This window comes from Flavobacterium sp. S87F.05.LMB.W.Kidney.N (assembly GCF_004366435.1).
Classification (GTDB): Bacteria; Bacteroidota; Bacteroidia; order Flavobacteriales; family Flavobacteriaceae; genus Flavobacterium.
Genome location: NZ_SODX01000004.1, coordinates 629,221 through 654,988 on the forward strand (window position 1 = coordinate 629,221; position 25,768 = coordinate 654,988).

Consider the following 25,768-nt stretch of genomic DNA (forward strand, 5'->3'; position numbering starts at 1 on the left):
CTTCATAAAGTTTTTCATTTTTGTCTTACATTTGCACACATGTTAAAATCAGTCAATATATTAAATAAAAGAGCCCGATTTGATTATGAAATAATCGACACGTATACTGCTGGAATTGTTTTAGCGGGTACCGAAATCAAATCGATACGTTTAGGAAAAGCGAACATTACAGAGAGCTTTTGCGAGTTTAGCGGTATGGAGCTTTTTGCTATCAATACTTACATAGAAGAGTATTCATTTGGAAATCAATTCAATCATAAATCTAGAAGCGAAAGAAAATTGCTTTTAAATAAAAAAGAATTAAAAACACTTCACAAAAGTGTTCAGGCTAAAGGACTTACTATCGTTCCGCTAAAATTATTCACAAATGAAAAAGGTTTAGCAAAACTTCAGATTGGTCTGTGTAAAGGAAAGAAAAATTACGACAAGCGAGAATCGTTAAAAGAACAAGATACTAAACGTGATTTAGACCGTATTAAAAAAGCTTTTAATTAAAAAGCTTTTTTAATTTAGGTAAATTCCTATTTATTAATATTTTATCGTTATTTTTACTTATAACCAATTTAACTGTAAAATATGAAAAAGTATTTATTTTTGTTTTTCACTGTAGTGGTGTTATCAAGTTGCGGCAGTAATACTTCGATCGTAAACAGCTGGAGAGATCCAAAAATTACCGTTTCTCAAGAAAACTTCAAGAAGGTTTTAGTCGTCGCTTTGGTAAAAGATGAAGCTTCACGAAGAGTTACGGAAAACAGAATTGCTGCTGGTAACGAAATTTTCAAAACTTCTTACCAATACTTAAACGAATCTACCAAAGACCTTACTAAAGAACAGAAGTTAAAAATACTTCAAGATGAAAATTTTGACGGAGTAATAACCATGCGATTAGTTAGTAAAGAAAAAGAAACAACCTATGTTCCTGGAACTTACACTGGAATGTATTATGGAGGTTTTGACGGCATGTATGCAGGAATGTATGGTTATGGTTTTGGGAATTGGTACGGAATGTATTCTCCAAACTTCTACGATCCGGGATATTATCAGGAAACAACATCCTATATGGTAGAGACCAATATTTTTTCATTAAAAGAAAATAAATTAATCTGGACAGGAACTACAGAATCTCAATATGTCACAGATTTAGGACAAACAGTTGATGCTATTATGCAGGCTGTAGTTAAAGAAATGAGAAAAGACGGTTCATTACCTCCAAAATAAAAGATATAAAAAAGCGACTTTAAGGTCGCTTTTTTTACAAACAAAAAATTGACTAAATTTGTCAAGACTAAATTTTTCATAATGAAATCGCTTTTAAAAAACGCAAGAGAACAAAAAGGTTTAAAAACCCGTGAACTGGCACAGCTTGCAGGAATAGATCAGGCATTAATCAGCAAATTTGAGTCGGGAACCCGAAAACCGACTAAAGAACAGATTTCAAAATTAGCGCAACTTTTAGAAATTGATTATGAAACCTTAATGATTGCCTGGCTTAAAGAAAAAATACTTTATGAAATTGGTGATGAAGAATTTGCTTTGAAGGCTCTACTTTTAGCTGAACAAGAAATTCACAATAATAAAAAGGAAATTAACACTATTGTATCATCTTCGATTCGAACAATCTTAGATGAGATCGAAATATTAAAAAATAAAATTCAATCTTTTAATCATTTTGAATTACGCAAAATTTCAAAAACTTTAGAATTAGATTTTATTTTTAAGAGCATTCGTTTAAACGGAAACAGTTTAACATTAGAAGAAACTAAATCTGTTATAAATGATGGATCAACTATTGCTGGAAAAAGTATACAGAATCATCTTGAAGCAATTAATTTTTCAGAAACAACATTGTATATTAAAGATTTAAGTCAAAAGAAAACATCAATAAACGAAAAGGAATTGATCTTTATTCATAATCTAATATTTAAAGGAATTGAAAATGAAAATTCAGGAAAATATAAAAATGATTCGTTGATTACAAGAGAAATGAATTTATTTTTTAATTGGTATGAATCACATAAAAATAACCTTCATCCAATAATTCTTGCATCTGAAGCACATTTAAAAGTACTTGAAATTAGTCCTTTTGAAAACGGAAATCTCCAAATATCAAATTTGATATTAAATTGGATTTTGCTTCAACATGATTATGTGTATGCTTCAGTTGAAGAGAATCAAAATACTATAGATGAATATCTATCTATTATAGAAGAAAGCAAAATTAAGAACGATAAATCTATCTTTATTAATCATATCTTGAAAATTGAAAAGGAAAATCTACAAAAGGCTATACAATTAGTCGAAAAATAAAAGAAGCCCAGTATAAACCGGGCTTTCTCTTTAATTTTTATCTTCTAATAAAGGAACAAACCTAAATTCTCCAAACTCATGTTTTTCAAATTGCGTTTCATTCTTTCTAATTAATAAAGTCATAATCTGAACATCTTCTCCAAGCGGAATCACAAGCCTTCCTCCTATTTTAAGCTGCGCCATTAACGGTTTCGGGATAAATGGTGCACCAGCTGTAACTATAATACTGTCAAAGGGAGCATAATTTGGTAACCCTTTGTAGCCATCACCAAAAGATACATGTTTAGGACGAATATTTAGTTTTGGAAACAAAATAGAAGTCTGTTTAAATAATTCTTTTTGTCTTTCTACAGTATAAACTTTTGCTCCAAGATTAAACAAAACAGCAGTTTGATATCCAGATCCAGTTCCAATTTCTAGAATTTTGTGGTCTTTTTTCACTTCTAATAACTGCGATTGAAAGGCAACCGTATAAGGCTGCGAAATAGTTTGACCCGCTCCAATAGGAAAAGCCTTATCTTGATAAGCATAATCTTCAAAACTTGAATTCAAAAAAAGGTGTCTTGGGATTTTTTTTATCGCCTCTAAAACCGCTCTATCAGTAATTCCCTTTTGTTCTAAAGTGCTTACTAATTGATTACGAAGTCCTTGATGTTTGGCAGTGTCTTTCAAAATGGGTAGGTTTTATTTTCGCAAAAGTAAAGAATCTAAAAAGGAAATCAAATATTGATTTTTAATTATTAAATTAATAATATCGAAAGTCAAAAGCCGAAAATCAAAAGCCCTAGCTGATAATTTACAATTCATAACTCACAACTCACAATTAGTTAAATTCATTTTCACTTTCGACAAATAAATTATATTTTTGTTTAAAATACATTCTCATGTTAAAAGTAGGAGTTTTAGGTGCTGGTCATCTTGGTAAAATACATTTACGCTTATTACAACAATCTGACAAATACGAATTAGTTGGATTTTACGACGAAAATCAAGAAAATGCCGAAAGAATCTCTAAAGAATTTGGCTATAAAAACTTCAGCACAATTGCAAAACTTATTCATGCTGTCGATGTAATCGATATTGTGACTCCAACGCTTTCGCACTATAAATGTGCAAAAGTGGCAATCAAATCAGGAAAACATATTTTTATAGAAAAACCAATTGCCAATACTGTAGCAGAAGCTGAAGAAATCATAGCTTTAGCTAAAGAGTACAATGTAAAAGGTCAAGTTGGTCATGTTGAGCGTTTTAATCCTGCTTTTATCGCAACAAAAAACATGATCGAAAACCCGATGTTTATAGAAACGCATCGTTTGGCAGAATTTAATCCTCGTGGTACAGACGTTCCTGTGGTTTTGGATTTAATGATTCACGATATTGATGCCATTTTGAGTGTGGTAAATTCAAAAGTAAAAGATATTCATGCAAGCGGTGTTTCTGTTATCAGCGATACGCCAGATATTGCCAATGCAAGAATTGAATTTGAAAATGGCTGTGTTGCCAACTTAACAGCCAGCAGAATCTCGATGAAGAATATGCGAAAATCTCGTTTTTTCCAAAAAGATGCATATATCTCTGTTGACTTTTTAGAAAAGAAATGTGAAGTAGTCCGTATGAAAGATGCCCCGGAAGTTCCTGGAGATTTTGATATGATTCTGCAAAATGCAGAAGGTGTAAAAAAACAAATCTATTTCACTAATCCAGATGTTGAACAAAACAACGCTATTCTGGACGAGTTAGAATCTTTTGCACATGCAATTAATACAGATACAACGCCGGTTGTAACACTAGAACAAGCAACAGATGCTTTGCGTGTAGCCTACCAGATTATTGATTGTTTCGATAAATAATAAAAAATATAACTCATTATTTTTAAGGTTTAAAGCTGGCAGAAAAGTCACTTTAAACCTTAACTTTTAAAATTTAAATACCAAAATTAAATGAAAACTATAGCTGTAATTGGTGCAGGAACAATGGGTAACGGAATTGCTCATACATTTGCACAAAGTGGTTTTACCGTAAAACTAATCGACGTTTCAGAAAAATCATTAGATAAAGGAATGGCAACTATTGCGGCCAATTTAGACCGTATGCTTGCAAAAGGTACAATTACACAAGAAGACGTCGCTAAAACTATTACCAATATTATTACCTATACAGATATTAAAGATGGTGTTGTGGGTGTTGATTTAGTAGTTGAAGCTGCAACAGAAAATGTAGAATTAAAACTAAATATTTTCAAGCAATTAAACGAAGCTTGTTCTCATAATACTATTTTAGCAACTAATACTTCCTCTATATCGATTACACAAATTGGTTCTGTTGTAACTCATCCTGAACGTGTTATTGGAATGCATTTTATGAACCCAGTGCCAATTATGAAATTAGTTGAAATCATCCGCGGTTATAACACAAGCGATGAAGTCACAAAGATCATCATGGATTTATCTGAGAAATTAGGAAAAGTTCCTGTTGAAGTAAACGATTATCCTGGTTTCGTAGCCAACAGAATTTTAATGCCTATGCTAAACGAGGCAATTGAAACGTTATACAATAAAGTTGCGGGAGTTTACGAAATTGATACTGTAATGAAATTAGGAATGGGACACCCTATGGGCCCACTTCAATTAGCTGATTTCATTGGTCTTGATGTTTGCCTTGCCATTTTAAATGTAATGTACGAAGGTTTCAAAAACCCTAAATATGCTCCTTGTCCATTATTGGTTAATATGGTAAGAGCAGGAAAACTAGGCGTAAAATCTGGAGAAGGTTTTTATGATTATAGTGAAAGTAAAAAAGCAGAGAAAATCTCTAAGCAGTTTTTGTAAAATCTCGCTTATTCAATGAAAAAAATATTTTTATTAGTCATTTTAATAGTTTTTAGTTTAGTTGCTCTTTATTATTACAAACCAGTGACTATTAATTATTTCTTTGGAATAGCCCGAATTTTAAAACAAGAAAACGGTTATCAATTAGATATCAATAACAAAAAGTATGATAATTGCGTCTTTAAAAGCACCGAAAGTTTTGATAAAAAACGAAAACACAATTTTTTAATTTTATATTTAAGAGATTTAGATATAAAATCAAACTTTGAAATAATAGTTGTAAATCTTGATGAAAAAGTAGTAGGTTATACTTGTGGTTCCTTTGATTGCTATGATAAAGTATTCGGGAGTCTTTTTCAAAGTGATATGGGATCGTTTTATACACCTTTAGAAGATGATGCAAAAGGTCCTGGATTCGATACTCAATTAAAAATGGAAAACAAAAAGATCGATTTTTACATTCCATCGGAAAGAAAGGAAAGATTACATATTCTGCTTTCAAAAAAATAAAATAAAAATGTCAATAGCATCAAACTTAAATACAATCAAAACAAGTTTACCTGAACATGTAACTCTTGTTGCTGTCTCTAAAACAAAACCTGTTTCAGATTTAATGCAAGCTTATGAAGCCGGCCAGCGTATTTTTGGAGAAAACAAAATCCAAGAAATGACAGAAAAATGGGAAGAAATGCCAAAAGATATTCAGTGGCATATGATTGGTCATGTTCAAACGAATAAAGTAAAATTTATGGCACCATTTGTGAGTTTAATTCATGGTGTAGATAGTTTGAAATTATTACAGGAAATCAATAAACAAGCTTTAAAAAATAATAGAACTATAGATTGTCTTCTTCAAATGTATATTGCCGAAGAAGAAACTAAATTTGGTCTTGACGAAAACGAATTAAACGAACTTTTAACTTCTTCAGCATTCAAAGAGTTAAAAAATATTCGTATCTTAGGTTTAATGGGAATGGCAACTTTCACAGAAGATCAAAACCAAATTAAAAAAGAATTTACCCATTTAAAATCCATTTTTGACTCATTAAAAAACATTGACGGATATGGTAAAGATGCATTGCAATGCGTCTCTACAATTTCTATGGGAATGTCTGGAGATTATCAGCTTGCAATAGAATGCGGCAGCACAATGGTTCGCATTGGAAGCAGCATTTTTGGAGGCCGTTGATTATCAAAAACCACATTTCGTAAGGACGGATACGCGCCTATACAAAAACTGAATACTAAAAACTGAGACCGAACACTAAATTTGTACGCAATACTAGACATAGAAACAACTGGAGGGCAGTTTAACGAAGAAGGAATTACTGAAATCGCCATCTATAAATTTGATGGACACGAAGTAATTGACCAATTCATAAGCCTTGTCAATCCTGAAATTCCGATTCAGCCTTTCGTAGTAAAGCTAACCGGAATCAATAATGCTATGCTGCGTTCTGCACCAAAGTTTTATGAAGTCGCCAAACGTATTATCGAAATAACATCCGACTGCGTTATTGTGGCTCACAATGCCTCTTTCGATTACCGAATTTTAAGAACAGAATTCAGACGTTTAGGCTACGATTTTGAAGCCAGAACGCTTTGTACTGTAGAATTGGCAAAAAAACTAATTCCTGAACAACCTTCTTACAGTTTAGGAAAATTGGTTCGTGCACTTGGAATTCCGATGGCAGACAGACATCGTGCCAGCGGAGACGCAATGGCTACGACAAAACTGTTTAAAATGCTCTTGGAAAAAGACGTAGAAAAAACAATCGTAAAAGATTTTATAAAACTCGAAGTCGAAAAAGGAATTGCCCCTAAATTCTTAGATCTTTTAAGTCAAATGCCGGCTAAAACTGGTGTTTATTATATTTATAATGAAAGTGGCACCTTAATTTATATTGGCAAAAGCCATAACATAAAAAAAAGAGTCAACCAGCATTTTACTGGAATTACAACTAAAAGTAAAAGAATCCAGGCCGAAGTTTTTACCATAACCTACGATGAAACAGGAAGTGAATTAATTGCACTTTTAAAAGAAAGTCAGGAAGTAAAAATTAATCGTCCGAGACATAATCGCTCGCAGAAAAAAACAGTATTTCCTTTTGCATTATATGCCGAGAAAGACTCGAATGGTTATCTCAATTTAAAACTTGAAAAAGCTGACGGACGAAAAAAAGACATCACATCGTTTGTTTCTGTGCAAGAAGGCAAAAATGCACTTTTTAAATTCACAGCGAAATATCATTTGTGCCAAAAGTTAACAGGATTGTATCATAGCAAGAAAGAGTGTTTTCAATATTCAATCAAAGAATGTGACGGCGCCTGTATTGGTGAAATAACTCCTGAAGTCTACAATCTAAGAGTACAGCAATTTATTTCCGAAAATAGTTTTGAAAATAAAAGTATGATTCTGATTGACAAAGGCCGTAACGTAAACGAACGAAGCGCCATTTTAATCGAAAATGGAATCTATAAAGGTTATGCTTACTATGATCTTAATTATCAAATTACGAACATTGAAATTCTCAAAAACATCTTGATTCCGATGGAGCACAACCGCGATGTAAAAAACATTCTTCAAAGCTACCTCCGTAAAAGTAAATCTATTAAGATTTTAAATTTTTAACAATATAAAACTTTCATTATCTTAGTGGATATGAAAAATAAAAAATCACAATACGAAATCTTTCGAGAAAAAGTCAAGGTAGTTCTATATGGCACCGATACCATTTTAGGGCGCATGTTTGATTTAGTCCTGCTAGGTTTAATTTTATTGAGCGTTCTTTTAATCATGCTGGACACAGTTAGAGGAATCAGTTCAAAATGTCATGAACAACTTCTTATTTGCGAATGGGTTATCACCGTTTTTTTTACAATAGAATACATTTTAAGAATCATATCAATTCAAAAACCTGTTAAATATATCTTCAGTTTTTACGGAATTATAGACTTGCTTGCAGTCTTACCCATGTATTTATCTATATTTTTCCCTGGAGCAAGTATTTTGTCTATCGTAAGAGCTTTACGTTTTTTGCGATTATTCAAAATCTTACATATTCCGCAAATTTCACATCAATCCCTGCAATTAAAAGAGGCAATAGAAGCTAGCAAAGAAAAAATCTTGGTTTTTATATATTTTGTACTCATTAGCACTGTAATTATCGGTACGATTATGTATTTAGTCGAGGGCCGAGAATCTGGTTTTACAAGCATTCCAATGGGAATCTATTGGACGATTGTAACTTTAACGACGGTGGGTTATGGTGACATTTCGCCGCAAACTCCTTTAGGACAATTTATTGCAGCATTAGTAATGATTTTAGGATATGGAATAATTGCGGTTCCAACCGGAATTGTTACCGCAGAATTCGCCAAAAGCAGTTTGAGAAACAGTGCAGTAAGCACCAAAAAAACATGCAAAAACTGCAATTCCCAAGTCCATTTTGACAGCGCAAAATATTGCTACGAATGTGGAACAGAATTGCCAAATAATTAATTTTAGAAGCTAATCCAGCTGTACATTGCAACTCCTCCTTATCTTTGTTGTTTTTTTAAGGCATAAAAGGAGCTTCCGCTGGTCGCTCTTTTACACCAAAAAAAACGAACAAATATAAGTCCGGGGTTTTCATTTCCATCTGGGCTAAAAAATATGAAATACCTAATAACCATTGTCGGACCAACAGCAATAGGCAAAACAGCCTTAAGTATTGCTTTGGCACAACATTTTAAATGCGAAATCGTTTCTTGCGACAGCCGTCAATTTTTTAAAGAAATGACTATTGGTACAGCCGTCCCCAATCAAGAAGAATTGAATTCTGCCAAACATCATTTCATTCAAAATAAATCCATTTTTGAAAATTACACTGTTGGAGATTACGAAAAAGAAGCTTTAGTAAAAATCGAAGAACTTTTTCAAACCAACGATTATGCAATTCTTATTGGCGGATCAGGATTATATGTAGATGCCATTTTAAAAGGTTTTGATGAATTTCCAGAAATCAATCCAGAAGTTCGCTCAGAAGTAAATTCAAATTACGAGAAACTCGGAATTGAATATCTTCAGGAACAACTAAAAAATCTAGATCCAGATTATTACCAAAAAATAACTATCGAAAATCCTCAAACTCTACAAAATCCGCAGCGAATGATGCGATTTGTAGAAGTTTGCATTGGAACAGGAAAACCGTATTCTTCATTCTTAAATCAAAAGAAAAATAATCGAGGCTTCACTCCTATTCTAATTGGTTTAGATGCCGAAAGAGAAATCATTTACAACCGAATCAACCAGCGTGTTGATATTATGATGAACGAAGGTTTACTTGAAGAAGCCAAAACCTTGTATCCTAATAAAGCGTTAAATGCTCTGCAAACGGTCGGTTATAGAGAATTATTTAGTTATTTTGACGGAGAATTTACATTGCCTTTTGCAATAGAAGAAATCAAGAAAAATACTCGAAGATTTTCCAAAAGACAATTAACGTGGTTCAAACGTAATGAAAACACTAAATGGTTTGATTACGCGGCAGATAGAAAGGAAATTATAAGCTATATAGAAAATCTTCTAAAGTAAAAATCTATTTTCTTTCATCTTCCTTCTATTTTCTAAAATAAAAATCTAAAATTAAAAAATGCCAATATCTCCAAATTTCACATCAGTTTTAAGTAAAGACTGGGAAATCAATTTCACACAATGTACGCCCGCTGGTTATTTAAAGTATACCGATTTGTGTAATATTTTACAATTAACTGCTGCAGCACATTCAGAAGTTGGTGGCATTAGTTTCTATGATATGCAGGAATTTAACCAAGCGTGGGTTTTAAGCCGAATGCGCGTTGAAGTTTATGCTTTACCAAAATGGCAGGATGTCGTAACTGTAAAAACATGGATTAATAGTTTAGAAAATTCACGTTCAGTTCGTGCTCTTGAAATGTATGTAAACGGAAAAAAAATTGTAGGATGTGAAACCTATTGGGCTGTTTTCAATACGCAGGCGCGCCGTCCAGAAGCGTTGGCTTTACCATATGAACACTTTGAATTATTTCCCGAAAATAGAGCTACAGAAGAAGGTTTTTCTAAAATAAACATCAACCACGAAAAAGAAGCTGTTTTTGAAAAAACAGTTTATTTATCAGATCTGGATATTGTAAATCACGTTAATAACGTAAAATATCTGGAATGGTGCATAGATCACGTTGATCCGAAAAGAATTTTAAAACAAGAAGTGAAAAGTTTCGAAATGAACTTCATGAAAGAGCTTTCATTACAAGACAATGTTGTCATTCACGAAAGTGAAGATGACGATCATACAAAAGCAACATTCAGTATTACAAAAGGCGAAAAAACATGTTTTGCTTTGGAATTGCATTGGAAATAAAGGTTTTTTAAATCTGACATTCCTCAATATTGTCATTTCGACGAAGGAGAAATCTTCGCGAGAAGCTCTGCAAAGATTGACTATTTTGATTGTGGAATTACTTACGAAGATTTCTCCTTCGTCGAAATGACAAACTTTGTTTGTAACTTAATTAAACAAAAAACGATGCAAAATTGCATCGTTTTTTGTTTAAAATTATTTCGATTTCTTTTTAGAATCTTTTTTTGTTTTTTTATCTTTCTTCTTTTTCAACAAATCAAGTTTACCTTTAATTCTTTTCTCAACTTCACTAATTCCAGAGTCATAATCATGTTGAATAGAATGTAATTTTGCTTGCTTAATTTCTTTTAAAGCATCTTTAAATTTATGCTGTACTTCTAATAAAATTGCTTTTTTGATATAAATTTCAGACTTGTTTATTCCTTTTACAGTCAAAGCAAAATCAATTAGCTTTTCAGCTTCTTCATAATCTTCATTCACAATCAATGTCTGCAAATAATACGGATATACTTCAAGAGCATGAATATTAATAGCTAACGCTTGCTGAAAATAAGATTTTGCTTCTTCGTAATTCATTAATTGTTCTGCCTGAATTCGTGCGTATAAACACAAAACCATTGTGTTTTATCATCATAAGAAAAAGCGTAATCTAAAGATTCTATTGTTCCTTCAAGCCAAAACGGATAATTATCCAAGGCCTGAAAAAGATATTTATCAGTTGTTTTCATTTCGTAAATCGTTTTTTAATTTCTGACGAGTTCCTTTGTAACTCTTCTCCACTTTATTCTTTTTAAAATCACTTCCGGTAAAAACTCTCACAGGATTTCCACGCTCAACATTGAGTTGATTTTCCCATTGTTTACCAACATGATTTTTAAGCTGAATCAGTTTTTCTTCTTCTAATTTTTTTAATAATCTTTCTGTTGCTAGTTTTTTGTTTTGGTGTTGAGAACGACTGTCCATCGAAACAACTGCAATTCCTGTTGGAATATGTGTTGCCCGAATTGCCGAACTCACTTTATTTACATGCTGACCGCCCGCTCCCGAACTACGCATTGCCTGATATTGAATATCATTTTCTGAAACCGCTGTCTTTTTCTGCGGTTCGATTTCAAAAATTCCAATAAACCAGTTCTTGCGTTTATGCATTTTTCTAAACTGACTCTGCCCAATCCATTGAATCGTTCCAATCCACGATTTTACAAATTGCTCAGCATTTTTTCCTTTTACAGCAATTGAAGCCGTTTCAACCGTTCCATTTTCCTGACCTGCTTCTCGCTGCAGTAAAACGGTTTCTAATTGTTGATCTTGAGCTTCTTCCAAAACTTTTTTAAGCACTTGGGCAACAACCCAAGTGCATTCTGCAGGTCCGCGACCCGCTGTTATCTGAATTATTCTTTCCATTTTTTTTTAATCTCTTTTTAACGATCCATTCTAACGATTTTTGGCGTAAAAGTTCCCAAAACTTCTACTAAATCGGTTTGATTCGCCATAACTTTTGTAATGTCTTTGTACGCCATTGGAGCTTCGTCAATATTTCCTCCAATCAAGGTTACATCATTGGCTTTCAAAACCTTTTTGATCTCACTTTGCGTAAAAGTACTTTTACATTTTGCTCTCGAAAACAAACGGCCAGCTCCATGAGAGGCAGAGTTTAAACTTTCTGCATTTCCTTTACCCTTTACAATGTATCCAGGCGCAGTCATCGAACCCGGAATAATTCCCAATTGACCTTCAGCTGCTGGCGTTGCTCCCTTCCTATGAACAATACATTCTTGACCATTTACCATTTCTTTCCAAGCAAAATTGTGGTGATTTTCTATCGTTACTACTACTCTTTTTCCAATAGCTTTGGCAATTCTTCTATGAATATCATCATGACAAGCTTTTGCATATTCTCCAGCTAAATTCATTGCAAGCCAATATTCCTGACCATCATGTGTATTCAAATCCAGCCATGCTAAATGCTGCACATTTTTTGGTAACGGACATTGCTTTGTCGCCAAATAAGTATAATGTTTGGCAATGTTTGCGCCCAAACCACGTGAACCACTATGCGAAAGAACAGCGAAATACCCCCCTTTTTCGAGCTTCCACTCGTTTTCTGGATTATCGATTTTAGCAATTCCAAATTCTACAAAATGATTTCCTCCGCCTGAAGATCCCAATTGTTTGTAAGCTTTAGGTAAAAGATTCTTCAACAGCGGAATATCTTGAAATTCACTTTTATAAAAAACATCATGGTCTACTCTTGACGCATGCGTTTCATACATCCCAAACTTGGTATTGTCTTTTAAAATAGCTTCTAGTTGATGCTCTCTTCCTTTGAAATGAGAAGCTGGCAAATCAAAAATTGAAAGACTCATTCTACACCCAATATCAACCCCAACTCCGTATGGGATCACAGCATTATCGGTTGCTAAAACACCGCCGATTGGTAAACCATATCCAGAATGTGCGTCTGGCATTAATGCTCCTGCAACCGAGACTGGCAGTTTCAAAGAATCATACAATTGAAATTTTGCCTGCTGATCGATTTCATTTTCACCAAAAATTGTAAAAGGAGCTCTGGTTGTTTTCAACTGATGCATCCTTACTTGAACTGGTTTTATTAAGCCTTCGGCTACTTTCCCCCAAGTTCCGTTTCCTTCGTACTTTTCAGGATTTAGCAAGACGTCTTTTGCTTCTGTTAGAATAGATTCCTTTTTTTCTCTTTTTCTATATCTGTTTATCTGCCCTAAGGCGATATTTATTGAATTGTTTTTTGGAAAGCCTAATTTGATCAGGTCTTTTCCAGATAATTTATTTCCCATAAATTTTTTATACTACTATTTACAGCATGCCCAAGTCCACTTAATACAAAAAGGATTAAATAAAATTTAAGCATACAAACTTTTTATCCTTCCGGATAATTATTTTGAATCTTTTTTCGGGAAAATTTGAAGTGTCTAGAATAAAAAAAGCCCGAAACTAAATGTCTTCGGGCTTTTTTATATATCTAAAAATGTATTTCTAAGATTGAAATAAGCCACGAAGAAGTGCTGCACCAAATTTGTTTGGTGTGAAGCTTTGTGATGTCGATGTAAGTACAAACATTTTTTCTTCGTTTTAAAGGGTTATTATTTTTTTCGTCTGCAAATATTCAGAATTGTTTTTTGATTTTCCAAATTTATTTAAAGAAAATACATCTAAAAAAATAATTGATGAATTCTAAATATATAAAAACTAGATTATCTATCTAAAAATCAAAACCCTAACTCTAGCAATAATTCTATGTGTTTTTCTCTCTTTTCAGCAAGAAAAAAATCATACGAATCCAAGATTTAGAGTTGTAAGCTAAAAAATGGAGCATAAAAAAAGCCCTGATTTCTCAGAGCTTATATTTTTTAGTGTGAATTTGTTATTCAGTAACTTTGCTTTTTACTACTAATCTAAAACCTTCACCGTGAATGTTTAAGATTTCAACATCTTCATCTGCTTTTAGGTATTTTCTAAGTTTAGCGATGTAAACATCCATACTTCTTGAAGTAAAGTAGTTGTCATCTCTCCAGATTTTTGTTAAAGCTAACTCTCTTGGCATTAAGTCATTTTCATGAAGAATAAGCATTTTAAGCAATTCATTCTCTTTTGGAGATAATTTGATTGGCTCTTCATCTTGGAAAGTCAAGAATCTCAATTTTGAATTTAAATGAAACTTACCAATGTTAAATTCAAATTGTACTTGTTCTGCTTTTGTATCTGCTGATTTTCTTTGAATGATTGCTTTAATTTTCATTAAAAGAACCTCAGAATCAAAAGGTTTATTTAAATAATCATCTGCACCAGCTTTATATCCTTTTAAAACATCTTCTTTCATAGACTTGGCTGTCAAAAAGATAATTGGCACTTCACTGTTCTTCTCTCTAATTTCTTTGGCCAAAGTGTAACCATCTTTATAAGGCATCATTACGTCAAGAATACAAAGATCGTATACGTCTTTCTTGAATTTTTCGAAACCTTCCATACCGTTTTTAGCTAAAGTAACTTCAAAGTCATTTAACATTAGATAATCTTTAAGAACTGCCCCAAAATTTAGGTCATCTTCTACTAAAAGTATTCTTTTGTTAGTATTTTCCATATTTTAATTTATTAATGGTATTTTTATTATAAAGGTGCTACCTTTTCCTTTTTCGCTTTCTACATATACTTGACCGTTGTGGTCTTCAACAATTCTCTTAACATAGGCCAAACCTAAACCGTGGCCTTTTACATTGTGCAAATCTCCTGTATGCTCTCTGTAAAACTTCTCAAAAACTCGTTTTTGAGCTATCTTACTCATTCCCAAACCATGATCTCTTACTTTTATCAAAATCATATCTTTTACATTTTCTGTAAAGATTTCAATCTCTGGTGTACCTGGTGAGTATTTGATGGCATTTTCCAAAATATTAACCAATACATTTGTAAAATGAACTTCATTTATCAAACAGGTTGTTCTCGCTGCATTATAATGTCTTACTACAGTACCCTTTCTATCCTCTAGAATTAGATTCACGTGTTCAATTGCATCATCAATAATATCATGAACTACAGTTGGCTCTTTGGTGATGTCAAGTTCTCTTTTTTCTAATTTAGAAATACGAAGAACATTTTCCACCTGTGCATGCATTCTTTTATTTTCATCTCGAATCATTTGAAGATAGCGATAAACTTTTTCTTTATCTTCTATAATTCTTGGATTTTTAATAGCATCTAATGCTAAATTTATAGTTGCAATTGGAGTTTTAAACTCATGCGTCATATTGTTTATAAAATCTGTTTTGATTTCAGAAATATGTTTTTGACGCAGTAATTGATTTAATGCACTCGTGTAAGCAACAATTATAATTAAGGTAAAAACTATTGATAAAATAGTGATACTTAATAATTCAGATAATAAAAATTTCTTTTTATGCGGAAAAGTAACTGACAATTCATATTTACTATTTCCTTCATTATCTGTATAAACTGGAATATTGTAAGTTGCATCCTTGTCATAATGAAATCCGTCAGATTTTATTTTTGTTGGAACGCCGCTGCTATAAATTCCGAATTCAAATTTGGTTTTAACTCCATATTCTTCCAGCTCTTTCTTTAATAATTTAGAAAGCTTGTCTTTTGTAATTCTTCCTTCAATTGGAGTCAAAGAGGCAATGTCTTTATATTGAATCTGCTGTTGAACTTTATTTAAAATATCCAAACTTCCAGATTTTTCATCCCTTATATCTGGAATAATACTTTGTCCTAAACTATTATTATCAATCCCATTGTTATTATAAACTTCAGTTACTCTTTTTGAACTAAAATTTTTAAAACGTTCACTGCTGAACTTTTTGTTAAAAATAGAACCATTAATATCGTAATCTTCAGATGTCAAGGTATTCGAATAAACAATTGTTTTATTCGTTTTAGTGTTTCTCTGTACATATAGTACTTCAAGTAAATCTTCTTTTTTTGGAATTTTACCCGTACTATCTTTTATACGGTTGTATTTGTCGTAGAAACTATACTCTTCTTGTTGTTCCAGTTTGTCTGCAACATTTCCAATTACTTGAGTAACGTGGTATTTAAATTGTTCTTCATTATTCTTGAACGAAGAATTAAACCAAAATACCTGTACCAGAATTATCCCGATTAAGGACAAACTCATCAATAAAACAAGTATTCTAAAAAATAATTTATTCATCGAAACAAAATTAATATTTTAACAATATACTAAATAATACATTAACCAAATATTAACATTTAAGACTGATTTTGTTTTATATTCAAAATTTTAAGAATTTTAACAACTTCTTCTTTAGCAATTTTAAGATTATTGTTATTAATCACGAAATTGCTCATAGAAATTCGTTTTTCGTCATTCCATTGCATTTTCATCCTGCTTAAAACTTGTTCCCTTGTAGTTTTATCTCGTTCAATAACACGCTCAATCCTTACTTCTTCTGGAGCTGTAACCGTTATGATTATATCGCATTCTTTATAACGTCCGCTTTCAAATAAAATGGCCGCTTCATAAATTACATAATCAAAATTTTTATACTCCTGCATCCATAATCTAAAATCTTGTTTTACTGCTGGATGCACAATTGCATTTAATTTTGCTAATTGTTCTTTATCATTAAAAACTATCTGAGCTAACTTTGCTCTATTTAAAACTTGTCCGTCAAAAATATCTTGGCCAAATACAGCTTTAACTTCTTTAAGAATAACATCTGACTGCATTACTCTTTTGGCTCCATCATCTGCGATATAAACTGGAATTCCCATTGCTGCAAAATAGTTTGCAATAGTTGTTTTACCGCTTCCAATCCCTCCTGTAAGACCAATAACTTTTGTCATTATTATACTTTAAAAAACATACGTGGAAAAGCTTCCTGAGGTTTCTTTTTTAATAAAATTACTTTTATAAAAGATTCCAAAAATCCTGTTCCGTAGCCATAGAACTGTTTCCACACTGCTATTACAGAAAGATATCCAATTTTAATACTTTTATTTTGGACACTTGATGTAAGAAAAATTATAACGAAATATACGAAATATAATTGTAATAAAATATCAATATTGAAAATTAACAATAAAAAAGCTAATAATAAACCTAATATAAAGACGGTTGGGAAGAAGAAAGTCAGCTTATTATGTTCTGGATACCAACTATTTAAAATCGGTCTTGCAATACCAAATTTTTTTACTTGAAGAGAAAATTTTTCCCAGTCAATTCGACGTTTATGATACACATAAGCCTCAGAAAACAGTCTTGTTTCGAATCCTAAATTCCATAAACGGATAGATAAATCAGGATCTTCACCTGGATGAATGTTTCCAAAACCTTTTGAAGCTTCAAAAGCTTTCTTAGAAATTCCCATATTAAAGCTTCGCGGCTGAAATTTATTGATCTTTTCAGAACCACCTCTAATTCCTCCTGTAGTCAAAAAAGAAGTCATTGCAAAATTGATTGCTTTCTGAATATCCGAAAAACTATCAAGCGCTTTATCTGGTCCTCCAAAGCAATCAACATATTTTTCATTTAATGCTTTACGTACTTCCGTCAAATAGTTGGAAGGAATAATACAATCTGAATCAAAAATGATAAAATAATCTCCTCTCGCCTTTTGCATTCCAAAATTACGAGAATCTCCAGGTCCTGAATTTTGTTTAAAATAGTAGGATATATTTAATTTTCCTTGATAATTCATTACCACATCTCTGCATGGTATTGAAGATCCATCTTCGACAAGAACAATTTCAAAAGCTTCATTATAATCAGATTTTGAGAGACTTTCTAAAAGTTCATCAACTTCATCTGGACGATTATACACGGGTATAATTAAGGAAAAAATCATAGCAGAATGCGCGTTATTAAAGGGTATATTTTTTAGGTTTCAAAATTTTAACAAAGATATGGTATATTCACAAAAAAACCATCAACTTTTGGTTGATGGTTTTTGCTTACTAGTAAGTAAATATTGTTATTTGATACTTTCAATTTGAACAACTTCATTTGCTTCTGCATTATAATCAACACCAGCAAATTCAAATCCGAATAAATTTAAGAAATCATTTCTATAACCTGCAAGATCACCAATCTCTGGTAATGTTTCTGTAGTTGCTTCTAACCAAAGTTTAGCCACTTTAGCCTGAACATCTTCACGCATTTCCCAGTCATCAATTCTAATTCTTCCTTTTTCATCTACAGGAACATCAGAACCATTGTATAATCTATCTTGGAATAAACGTTGAATTTGCTCGATACAACCTTCATGAATTCCTTCTTCTTTCATTATTTTGTATAAAAGAGAAATATATAACGGAATTACAGGAATTGCAGAACTTGCTTGAGTTACTAAAGCTTTATTTACAGAAACATAAGCTTTTCCTCCAATAGATTTTAAAGAATCTCCAATTGTAAACGCTGTAGCTTCTAAATGATCTTTTGCACGTCCTATCGTTCCTTTACGGTAAACCGCTTCTGTTAAAGATGGCCCGATGTAAGAATAAGCAACAGTTGTAGCTCCTTCTGCTAATAAATTTTCATTTTTTAACGCATCGATCCACATTGCCCAGTCTTCACCACCCATTACAGCAACTGTATTCTCAATATCTTCTTCATTTGCTGGAGCGATAGAAACTTCAGAAACTTTTCCTGTATGAAAATCAACAGTTTTGTTTGTAAAAGTTTGTCCAATTGGTTTTAAAACTGAACGATGTGTAACTCCGGTAGTAGGATTTGTACGTACTGGCGAAGCTAAACTATAAATAATAAGATCTACTTGTCCTAAATCAGCTTTGATTAAATCTAGAGTTTCTTTTTTAATTTCATTTGAAAACGCATCTCCGTTGATGCTTTTTGCATATAAACCTGCTTTATGAGCTTCTTTTTCAAATGCTGCAGAATTATACCATCCTGGAGAAGCAGTTTTTCCTTCAACCGGCGGTTTTTCAAAAAACACTCCAATTGTTGCAGCACCAGAACCAAAAGCACTAGTAATTCTTGAGGCCAATCCGAAACCTGTAGAAGCACCAATCACTAAAACTTTTTTAGGACCAGCAATTTCTCCTTTAGATTTAACATATTCAATTTGATTTTTAACATTTTGCTCAGCTCCCGTTGGGTGGGCAGTCAAACAAATAAATCCTCTCATTCTAGGTTCTATAATCATCTTGCAATTATTTTTTTTTGTATTATTTCAATTTCAGTTTTAATTTTTCAAAAATAGACATTTTATCCTTAACCCTTTTCATATTAGCATTCATATTGTCAATAAAATTTGGGTTTAATGCATTTTTGGTTGCTGCTTTATAATAATTATAAGCCATAATATATTGACTTTCATACTCTGCCATTCTACCTAATTCACTATTATAAGTAGAATTATCTGCATTTTCTAAATTAGCCAAAGTAAAATTAATATGCTCTTTTGCTTCGGCATATCTGCCAATATCAATTAATAAATAAGTATAATTTAAATAAGGTGCAGGATATTTAGTATCGAACTTCATCGCAAGTTTGTAATGATAAATTCCTTTCTCATAATCACTTAATTTATTGTAATAAATCCATCCTAAATGATTGTGAGCTTTTCCAAAATCAGGATACTGCGCTAAAATTTCTTCAAGTAATTCTTTTGCGTCTGCCGAATTTCCCTCAGAAATTAACGCATCTGCTTTTATAAATTGATTTTCGTAAAAACTCAAACTTTCCATTCCTATGTTTTTAATTCAATAATTGTTTTGCATGGTTTAAAGCCGAATCAGAAATATTTGCTCCAGATAACATCTGCGCAATTTCTAAAATTCGTTCTTCCTGCGATAAAAGCTTTAATTCAGACTGCGTATCATCTCCAACTGTTGATTTTGAAACTTTAAAATGAGAATCTCCTTTTGCTGCAATCTGCGGCAAATGCGTAATGGCAAATATCTGCATGCTTGCACTCATTTCTTTCATAATTTCACCCATTCTAATCGCAATTTCTCCAGAAACTCCTGTATCAATTTCGTCAAATATAAGGGTTGGCAATTTCGAATATTTTGCTAAAATAGCTTTTACAGCCAGCATAATACGAGACATCTCTCCTCCAGATGCTACTTTTTTCAACAAACCAAAATCCGTTCCTTTGTTGGCAGAAAATAAAAATTGCAATTCGTCTTTTCCGTTTTGAAAGTAAACTTCAGAAGGTAATAATTCCATTTTAAAACGAACATTTGGCATTCCTAAAGTTTCTAAAATAGAAATTAATTGTTCTGAAAGCTTCGGAATTGCATTTACCCTGTTTTGGTGAATTTGAACTGCATAATTATCTAGTTCTATAGTTTTCTCCTCAATAATTTTAGATAAAGCTGCTATTTCTTCATCCATATTATCGAGTTCCAATAAACTGTTACCTAATTCAGCTTGAATTTGAAGCAGATCATCAACAGAATTTACTTGATGTTTTTTCTGCAAATTATAAATCAATTGCAATTTCTGATTTACTAATTCTAATTGCACCGGATCATTCAGCAATTTTTCCGAACAATTTTCCAGTTCTTTAGAAACATCATCAAATTCAATAGCTAGGCTTGTTACTCTTTCAAATAAGTTTTGATATTCTGGTGAAAATGGAGCCACTTTCTGCAAAGCTGCTTTAATTTCATTTAAATTATGAAAAACACCAAACTGTTCTTCGTTTGCTATTGTAAGCGATTTATCAAGAGATTCTTTGATTATTTCAACATTATTTAGCTTTTCATAATCAGCCTCTAACTCTTCTTGTTCGCCAGATTTCAATTGTGCAGACACTAATTCATTTAACAAAAATGTATTGTATTCCTGTTCCTTTCCTGAGTCACTCTGCTTTTTAATCAAAGCATTCCATTTTGATTTATCCGCTTTATAAGATTTAAGCAATTTTTGATATTCTGCAATAACTCCTCCATTATTGGCAATAGCATCTATAATCTTGAATTGCACATTTTCATCTGACAATTCCTGAGTTTGCTGCTGCGAATGAATATCTATTAAATACAAACTTAAATCTTGAAGTTCCTGCAGATTAACAGGACTGTCATTTATAAAGGCACGCGATTTTCCAGAAGGCAAAATTTCACGTCTAATGATCGTTTCATCTTCATAATCCAGATCATTAGCTTCAAAAAAGTCTTTTAAATTGTATTTCGAAATTTCAAAATGCGCTTCAATAACACATTTTTCTTCTTTATTTTTTAAAGAAGTAAGATCTGCTCTTTTACCTAAAACGAGACCAATAGCACCTAAAATAATTGATTTTCCTGCTCCTGTCTCACCTGTAATTATAGAAAAACCTTTAGAAAAATCTATCGCTAGTTTTTCAATAAGAGCATAATTTTTAATTGACAGTGACGTGATCATAGAGCAATTTTGTAAAAATAAAGGTTAAAGTAGGTTTTAAAAATGAAACAGATTTAATATTTAATCTGTGACCATTTAGTAGAATTTAATGGCGAAACTTTGTTTAAAACATCTGTTAAATCGGTAACAGAAATATTTGGTCCGCCAGAAAAAATAGAAACAATTTCATCTGATTTTGCATCAAAGAAAACTCGGGTTATAAACGCATTTGGTTTAACTGAATTTAATTTACCAATAAGCATTAATGCAGATTTTATTTTTTCTTTTGAGGCTTTTAAATCTAAACTCATACCGTCTAAACCAGTATGGTAAGCGTACATCGTTTGACGTAAATCACTGTAAGTTGGCGCAATCATATCATTAATCAAATAATAACGATTTTGAAGCCCATCTGATTGATTCCAGCCTTTAAATCCGCCTTGTTGCGCAACGTTAGCAATGTTTTGAGCAGTTTGAAGATATTGATTTCCTGCACCCATTTGAAAAGTATCAGCATCCATACCTAAAATCATATAACAATAAAAAGATATAACAGAAACTAAATTTGAGTCATAAGTATTTGGATTAAATAGCAATGGTTCGTATTCTGTATATCTAAAATTAAAATCTTTGTCGTTGTAATTTAAAACAGGTGAAGAATACGTAGAATTAAAAATCAATCTTGAAGATTGAACCTGAATAGTCCCTGTAAATTGATCTGAACTGTTAGATGATAAAGTGATATACATCGAACAGTTAATTCTTTCGTTTTGTTTTAAAATTGAACCTGTCCAGTCTGTTTTGTTTACAAATTCAGACAATGAGGTTTGAAGCGTTTTAAAAACCTGATTATTCGGGTTCGTAAGTCGCTCTGTATTAATAGTTACTGTACAATTTAGCTGCTGCCCTTGCACAAAACCAAAGCTTAGAAATACTAACAGCGTAACTATCTTATTCATAATTGTATAAATATTAAATTTAAACATAAATTGTTCGGATTTATGTTCTCGGCGTATATTTTAAATCTAAGATTTTGAAAAATGCAGAATAACTTTATTCAAAATATCAGCCGCTACAGATTCTTTTGATTTTAATTCCATTGGTTCGATTTCAAAATTTTTATCAATAAAGGTTACTTTATTGGTCTCTTTTTTAAAACCTGCTCCTTTATCTTGTAAGGAATTTAAAACAATCAAATCTAAGTTTTTTTTCTGAATTTTCAACTTAGCATTTTCAATTTCATTTTCAGTTTCTAATGCAAATCCAATTAAAAACTGATTTTTTTTAATAGCTCCTAAAGAAGACAAGATATCTTTTGTCTTTTCAAGTTCTATCGAAAACTCAGCTGCAGTTTTCTTAATCTTTTGGTCTGCAACAAATTTCGGTCTATAATCTGCAACAGCTGCCGCCGCGATTGCTGCATCAACGTCATTAAAATACAAATGACAAGCATCGTACATTTCTTGAGCAGATACAACATCCACAACTTTTACTAAAGCATTCTTAGCCTTATAATGCGTTGGACCAGCAATTAAAAACACCTCTGCTCCTAGACTTGCAGCTTCATTGGCAATATCAAACCCCATTTTCCCAGAAGAATGATTTCCTATAAAACGTACGGGATCTATCGCTTCGTATGTTGGTCCTGCAGTAACTAGTATTTTTTTTCCTTTTAACGGCAGTTTACTCTCTAAATCAGCTTCTAAGAAAGCAATTATATTTTCAGGTTCAGCCATTCGTCCTTCACCAGATAAGCCACTAGCCAATTCGCCATTTTCAGCTGGAATCATTACATTTCCAAACTGTTTTAATGCCGCAAAGCTCGATAAAGTTGAAGGATGCTTATACATATCCAAGTCCATTGCAGGTGCAAAATAAACTGGACATTTGGCCGATAAATAGGTTGCAATTAAAAGATTATCACAGTTTCCTGTAGCCATTTTCGATAATGTATTGGCTGTAGCGGGAGCAATCAACATAAGATCAGCCCAAAGTGCTAATTCAACATGATTGTTCCAAACTGCATCTTCATCATCTTGATTAAAGAAACTTGAATGTACTGGATTTTTAGATAACGTAGATAAAGTTAATGGAGTTACAAAATCCTTAGAAGCAGGTGTCATTATCACTTGGACATGTGCACCTGCTTTTATAAAAAGTCGTACTAATGAGGCTGTTTTATAGGCTGCAATTCCACCAGAAACTCCCAGTAAAATTTTTTTCCCGTTTAAAACTGACATTTATACTGTTATTTGTTTGAACTTCTGTGGTAAGTTTTACCGTCTAACCATTCTTGAACAGCTAAAGCGTGTGGTTTAGGTAATTTTTCGTAAAATTTAGAAACTTCGATTTGTTCTTTATTTTCAAAAACTTCTTCTAGACTATCATTATAAGTAGCAAACTCTTCTAATTTTTCAGTCAATTCTTTTTTAATCTCAGAATTAATTTGATTTGCTCTTTTAGCCATAATGGTAATTGCCTCATACACATTTCCTGTTGGCTCTTCAATAACTGTTTTGTTGTAAGTTATTGTGTTAACAGGAGCATTCGTCTTTTTTAAATCCATGACTTTATTTATTTAGTAAATTTTTGTAAATCTGTTTCAACTCTAGCATTCATTTCGTCTGCTTTAACTTTGTATTTTGTGTCGCTTTTAAACTTAACTAAGTTATTGTAAGCTACTTTGGCAACATTTAAGCGTTCCTCCATTTTTGAAGGCACACTATTGATTGCCAATTGATATGCTGAATCATATTTATAAAACAGCGCATCTTCTTTAAAAGGTGTTCCAGGATAATCAGCGATAAAATTATCAAAAGCAACTAAAGCTGATTTGTAATCTGAAATTGTATTATAACCTTTAGCATTTTCGTATGCTTTTTTCTCTAATTTACCATTTAACAGCTGCACAGTTTCATTTGCCTGAGCTACATATTCTGAATTTGGATAATTATCAATAAAAGCTTGTAATTTTTCTAATGCTTTTACGGTATCTGTTTGGTCTAAACTGTAAACTGGTGCAAGTTTTGAATAGCTATATGCACCTAAAAAAGCAGCTTCCTGCACTTTTTCGCTTCGTGGATAACCTGAAACAAAACTTTCGAACTGGTAACCAGCTAAATAATATTGTTTTGTTTTATAATAAGATTGCGAAAACATGTAAAATAGCTTTTCTGCCTGAGGTTTTCCTCTATAAGATGTAGCCAATTGTTCGAAAAGACGAATCGCTTTTGAATATTTACCAGCATCATACATTTTGGTTGCCATCTCAAATTTAGCCGCAACATCTTCATTTTTTAATGCTTTTTGATACTCACTACAAGAACAAAAAAGGGCCACAACAATTAACAGCGATACTATTCTTTTCATTTTCTTACTTTTATTATGATCTCTCAGACAATTTGCCAATGCAAAATCACACCGAAGTTTCGGTGGCAAATTTAGTTATTAATTTAGCTACTACAAAATATTTTTTAGTATAATAAAATACCGTAAAACTTACGTTTATTTAATACTGTTTTTTACAAATTCATTTAATCTTTCTGCCAATGAATCATCTACGCTTACTAAAGGAAGACGAACGGTATTATCAGCAATTCCAAGGGCTTGGAAGATTTGTTTAATTCCAGCTGGATTTCCCTGCTCAAAAATCATATCAATACTGTCTGACAAGAAATAATGGGTTTTGAACGCATCTGCCACTTTTTTATTCAATCCTAAACGAATCATTTCTGAAAATTCTTTCGGAAAACCTTGTCCAATTACAGAAATAACACCAGCGCCGCCCGCCAAAACAATTGGTAGTGCCAGCATATCATCTCCAGAAATAACTAGAAAATCTTTTGGTGCATTTTTAATAATTTGCATTGCCTGCGCCATGTCTCCTGCAGCTTCTTTAATTGCTACAACATTTTCAAAATCATTAGCAAGACGTATAACGGTTGAAGGAAGCATATTACTTGATGTTCTTCCTGGAACATTATATAGAATTACAGGAATTGGAGAAGCCTCTGCAATTGCTTTAAAATGCTGGTAAATTCCTTCCTGTGTTGGTTTATTATAATATGGTGAAACAGATAATATTGCTTCAAAAGCAGAAAAATCTCTTGTTTTTAATTCTTCAACAATCTGCATAGTATTATTCCCGCCAACTCCCAAAACTAGAGGCAGTCTTCCTTTATTAACATCGATTACAGTCTTTATAACCAATTCTTTCTCTTCTGCTGTAAGGGTAGCGTTTTCTGCTGTAGTCCCCATAACAACAAGATACTCCACTCCGCCATCTATAGAGAAGTTTACAATTCGCTGTAAAGCTTCGATGTCAACTGAAAAATCTTTTTTAAATGGAGTCACAAGAGCAACACCAGTTCCTATTAATGATTGCATAT

28 protein-coding genes are annotated in these 25,768 nt (G+C 32.2%); 11 read left to right on the forward strand and 17 right to left on the reverse strand.

The window, feature by feature from the left end:
- Window positions 1-39: 39 nt before the first annotated feature.
- From smpB to EDB96_RS15320, 3 genes are all read left to right on the forward strand, one after another.
- On the forward strand, window positions 40-495 hold the full coding sequence (gene smpB / locus EDB96_RS15310; RefSeq protein WP_057119835.1) for an SsrA-binding protein SmpB: 456 nt from the start codon (window positions 40-42) through the stop codon (window positions 493-495).
- An 81-nt stretch (window positions 496-576) separates the two neighbouring features.
- Window positions 577-1,218: a lipoprotein gene (locus EDB96_RS15315; RefSeq protein WP_134141768.1), complete on the forward strand. Its 642-nt coding sequence runs from the start codon at window positions 577-579 to the stop codon at window positions 1,216-1,218.
- 81 nt (window positions 1,219-1,299) lie between these two features.
- Window positions 1,300-2,307, forward strand: coding sequence for a helix-turn-helix domain-containing protein (locus EDB96_RS15320; RefSeq protein WP_134141770.1), 1,008 nt, complete (start codon window positions 1,300-1,302; stop codon window positions 2,305-2,307).
- Between the two features lie 30 nt (window positions 2,308-2,337).
- Here the strand turns inward: EDB96_RS15320 and EDB96_RS15325 are convergent, their stop codons facing one another.
- Window positions 2,338-2,979, reverse strand: a complete 642-nt coding sequence (locus EDB96_RS15325) for a protein-L-isoaspartate(D-aspartate) O-methyltransferase (RefSeq protein WP_057118435.1) — start codon at window positions 2,977-2,979, stop codon at window positions 2,338-2,340.
- A gap of 212 nt (window positions 2,980-3,191) precedes the next feature.
- On the opposite strand from EDB96_RS15325, the gene EDB96_RS15330 reads away from it, so the two are divergent.
- The 8 genes from EDB96_RS15330 (at window position 3,192) to EDB96_RS15365 (ending at window position 10,516) form a co-directional block, all read left to right on the forward strand.
- On the forward strand, window positions 3,192-4,157 hold the full coding sequence (locus EDB96_RS15330; protein ID WP_057118436.1) for a Gfo/Idh/MocA family protein: 966 nt from the start codon (window positions 3,192-3,194) through the stop codon (window positions 4,155-4,157).
- Window positions 4,158-4,247: 90 nt separating this feature from the next.
- Window positions 4,248-5,135, forward strand: coding sequence for a 3-hydroxyacyl-CoA dehydrogenase family protein (locus EDB96_RS15335; protein WP_134141771.1), 888 nt, complete (start codon window positions 4,248-4,250; stop codon window positions 5,133-5,135).
- Between the two features lie 15 nt (window positions 5,136-5,150).
- A complete protein-coding gene (locus tag EDB96_RS15340) occupies window positions 5,151-5,645 on the forward strand; it encodes a hypothetical protein (protein WP_057118438.1) in 495 nt (164 codons plus the stop codon).
- Between the two features lie 7 nt (window positions 5,646-5,652).
- Window positions 5,653-6,324, forward strand: a complete 672-nt coding sequence (locus EDB96_RS15345) for a YggS family pyridoxal phosphate-dependent enzyme (protein WP_134141772.1) — start codon at window positions 5,653-5,655, stop codon at window positions 6,322-6,324.
- 81 nt (window positions 6,325-6,405) lie between these two features.
- Window positions 6,406-7,767, forward strand: coding sequence for an exonuclease domain-containing protein (locus EDB96_RS15350; RefSeq protein WP_134141773.1), 1,362 nt, complete (start codon window positions 6,406-6,408; stop codon window positions 7,765-7,767).
- 30 nt (window positions 7,768-7,797) lie between these two features.
- Window positions 7,798-8,637 carry an ion transporter gene (locus tag EDB96_RS15355; protein ID WP_134141775.1) on the forward strand — a complete coding sequence of 280 codons (840 nt, stop codon included), beginning with the start codon at window positions 7,798-7,800 and terminating at the stop codon, window positions 8,635-8,637.
- 153 nt (window positions 8,638-8,790) lie between these two features.
- Window positions 8,791-9,711 carry a tRNA (adenosine(37)-N6)-dimethylallyltransferase MiaA gene (gene miaA, locus EDB96_RS15360; protein ID WP_057118442.1) on the forward strand — a complete coding sequence of 307 codons (921 nt, stop codon included), beginning with the start codon at window positions 8,791-8,793 and terminating at the stop codon, window positions 9,709-9,711.
- A gap of 58 nt (window positions 9,712-9,769) precedes the next feature.
- Window positions 9,770-10,516: an acyl-[acyl-carrier-protein] thioesterase gene (locus EDB96_RS15365; protein ID WP_134141776.1), complete on the forward strand. Its 747-nt coding sequence runs from the start codon at window positions 9,770-9,772 to the stop codon at window positions 10,514-10,516.
- Window positions 10,517-10,711: 195 nt separating this feature from the next.
- On the opposite strand, the gene EDB96_RS15370 is transcribed toward EDB96_RS15365, so the two are convergent.
- From EDB96_RS15370 to dapA, 16 genes are all read right to left on the reverse strand, one after another.
- Complete coding sequence (locus EDB96_RS15370) at window positions 10,712-11,128, reverse strand: hypothetical protein (RefSeq protein ID WP_243839355.1); 417 nt, start codon at window positions 11,126-11,128, stop codon at window positions 10,712-10,714.
- The gene (locus EDB96_RS21215) at window positions 11,092-11,244 is read right to left on the reverse strand and encodes a hypothetical protein (protein ID WP_243839356.1); all 153 of its coding nucleotides are present in this window, start codon (window positions 11,242-11,244) and stop codon (window positions 11,092-11,094) included. The genes EDB96_RS15370 and EDB96_RS21215 overlap by 37 nt, the downstream gene beginning before the upstream one ends.
- Window positions 11,231-11,920, reverse strand: a complete 690-nt coding sequence (prfH, locus tag EDB96_RS15375; protein ID WP_134141778.1) for a peptide chain release factor H — start codon at window positions 11,918-11,920, stop codon at window positions 11,231-11,233. The genes EDB96_RS21215 and prfH overlap by 14 nt, the downstream gene beginning before the upstream one ends.
- 17 nt (window positions 11,921-11,937) lie before the next feature.
- Window positions 11,938-13,329: an RtcB family protein gene (locus tag EDB96_RS15380; RefSeq protein WP_134141780.1), complete on the reverse strand. Its 1,392-nt coding sequence runs from the start codon at window positions 13,327-13,329 to the stop codon at window positions 11,938-11,940.
- A gap of 587 nt (window positions 13,330-13,916) precedes the next feature.
- The gene (locus EDB96_RS15385; RefSeq protein WP_057118447.1) at window positions 13,917-14,633 is read right to left on the reverse strand and encodes a response regulator transcription factor; all 717 of its coding nucleotides are present in this window, start codon (window positions 14,631-14,633) and stop codon (window positions 13,917-13,919) included.
- A 3-nt stretch (window positions 14,634-14,636) separates the two neighbouring features.
- Window positions 14,637-16,220, reverse strand: coding sequence for a sensor histidine kinase (locus tag EDB96_RS15390; protein ID WP_057118448.1), 1,584 nt, complete (start codon window positions 16,218-16,220; stop codon window positions 14,637-14,639).
- A 59-nt stretch (window positions 16,221-16,279) separates the two neighbouring features.
- Window positions 16,280-16,876 (reverse strand): dephospho-CoA kinase, encoded by a 597-nt coding sequence (coaE, locus tag EDB96_RS15395; protein WP_134141781.1) that lies wholly within the window; start codon window positions 16,874-16,876, stop codon window positions 16,280-16,282.
- Window positions 16,877-16,878: 2 nt separating this feature from the next.
- Window positions 16,879-17,877 (reverse strand): glycosyltransferase, encoded by a 999-nt coding sequence (locus EDB96_RS15400; protein ID WP_057118450.1) that lies wholly within the window; start codon window positions 17,875-17,877, stop codon window positions 16,879-16,881.
- Between the two features lie 126 nt (window positions 17,878-18,003).
- A complete protein-coding gene (gene fabV, locus EDB96_RS15405) occupies window positions 18,004-19,194 on the reverse strand; it encodes an enoyl-ACP reductase FabV (RefSeq protein ID WP_057118451.1) in 1,191 nt (396 codons plus the stop codon).
- Between the two features lie 22 nt (window positions 19,195-19,216).
- Window positions 19,217-19,738 (reverse strand): tetratricopeptide repeat protein, encoded by a 522-nt coding sequence (locus tag EDB96_RS15410; RefSeq protein ID WP_057118452.1) that lies wholly within the window; start codon window positions 19,736-19,738, stop codon window positions 19,217-19,219.
- Between the two features lie 10 nt (window positions 19,739-19,748).
- The gene (recN, locus tag EDB96_RS15415; protein ID WP_134141783.1) at window positions 19,749-21,401 is read right to left on the reverse strand and encodes a DNA repair protein RecN; all 1,653 of its coding nucleotides are present in this window, start codon (window positions 21,399-21,401) and stop codon (window positions 19,749-19,751) included.
- Between the two features lie 53 nt (window positions 21,402-21,454).
- Window positions 21,455-22,339 (reverse strand): DUF4835 family protein, encoded by an 885-nt coding sequence (locus tag EDB96_RS15420; RefSeq protein WP_134141784.1) that lies wholly within the window; start codon window positions 22,337-22,339, stop codon window positions 21,455-21,457.
- Between the two features lie 66 nt (window positions 22,340-22,405).
- Window positions 22,406-23,620, reverse strand: coding sequence for a bifunctional phosphopantothenoylcysteine decarboxylase/phosphopantothenate--cysteine ligase CoaBC (gene coaBC / locus EDB96_RS15425; protein ID WP_134141785.1), 1,215 nt, complete (start codon window positions 23,618-23,620; stop codon window positions 22,406-22,408).
- Window positions 23,621-23,628: 8 nt separating this feature from the next.
- Window positions 23,629-23,946 carry a DNA-directed RNA polymerase subunit omega gene (locus tag EDB96_RS15430; protein WP_008463064.1) on the reverse strand — a complete coding sequence of 106 codons (318 nt, stop codon included), beginning with the start codon at window positions 23,944-23,946 and terminating at the stop codon, window positions 23,629-23,631.
- An 8-nt stretch (window positions 23,947-23,954) separates the two neighbouring features.
- Window positions 23,955-24,749 (reverse strand): outer membrane protein assembly factor BamD, encoded by a 795-nt coding sequence (locus EDB96_RS15435; RefSeq protein WP_057118455.1) that lies wholly within the window; start codon window positions 24,747-24,749, stop codon window positions 23,955-23,957.
- A gap of 135 nt (window positions 24,750-24,884) precedes the next feature.
- Window positions 24,885-25,766: a 4-hydroxy-tetrahydrodipicolinate synthase gene (dapA, locus tag EDB96_RS15440; RefSeq protein WP_134141787.1), complete on the reverse strand. Its 882-nt coding sequence runs from the start codon at window positions 25,764-25,766 to the stop codon at window positions 24,885-24,887.
- Window positions 25,767-25,768: the final 2 nt, after the last annotated feature.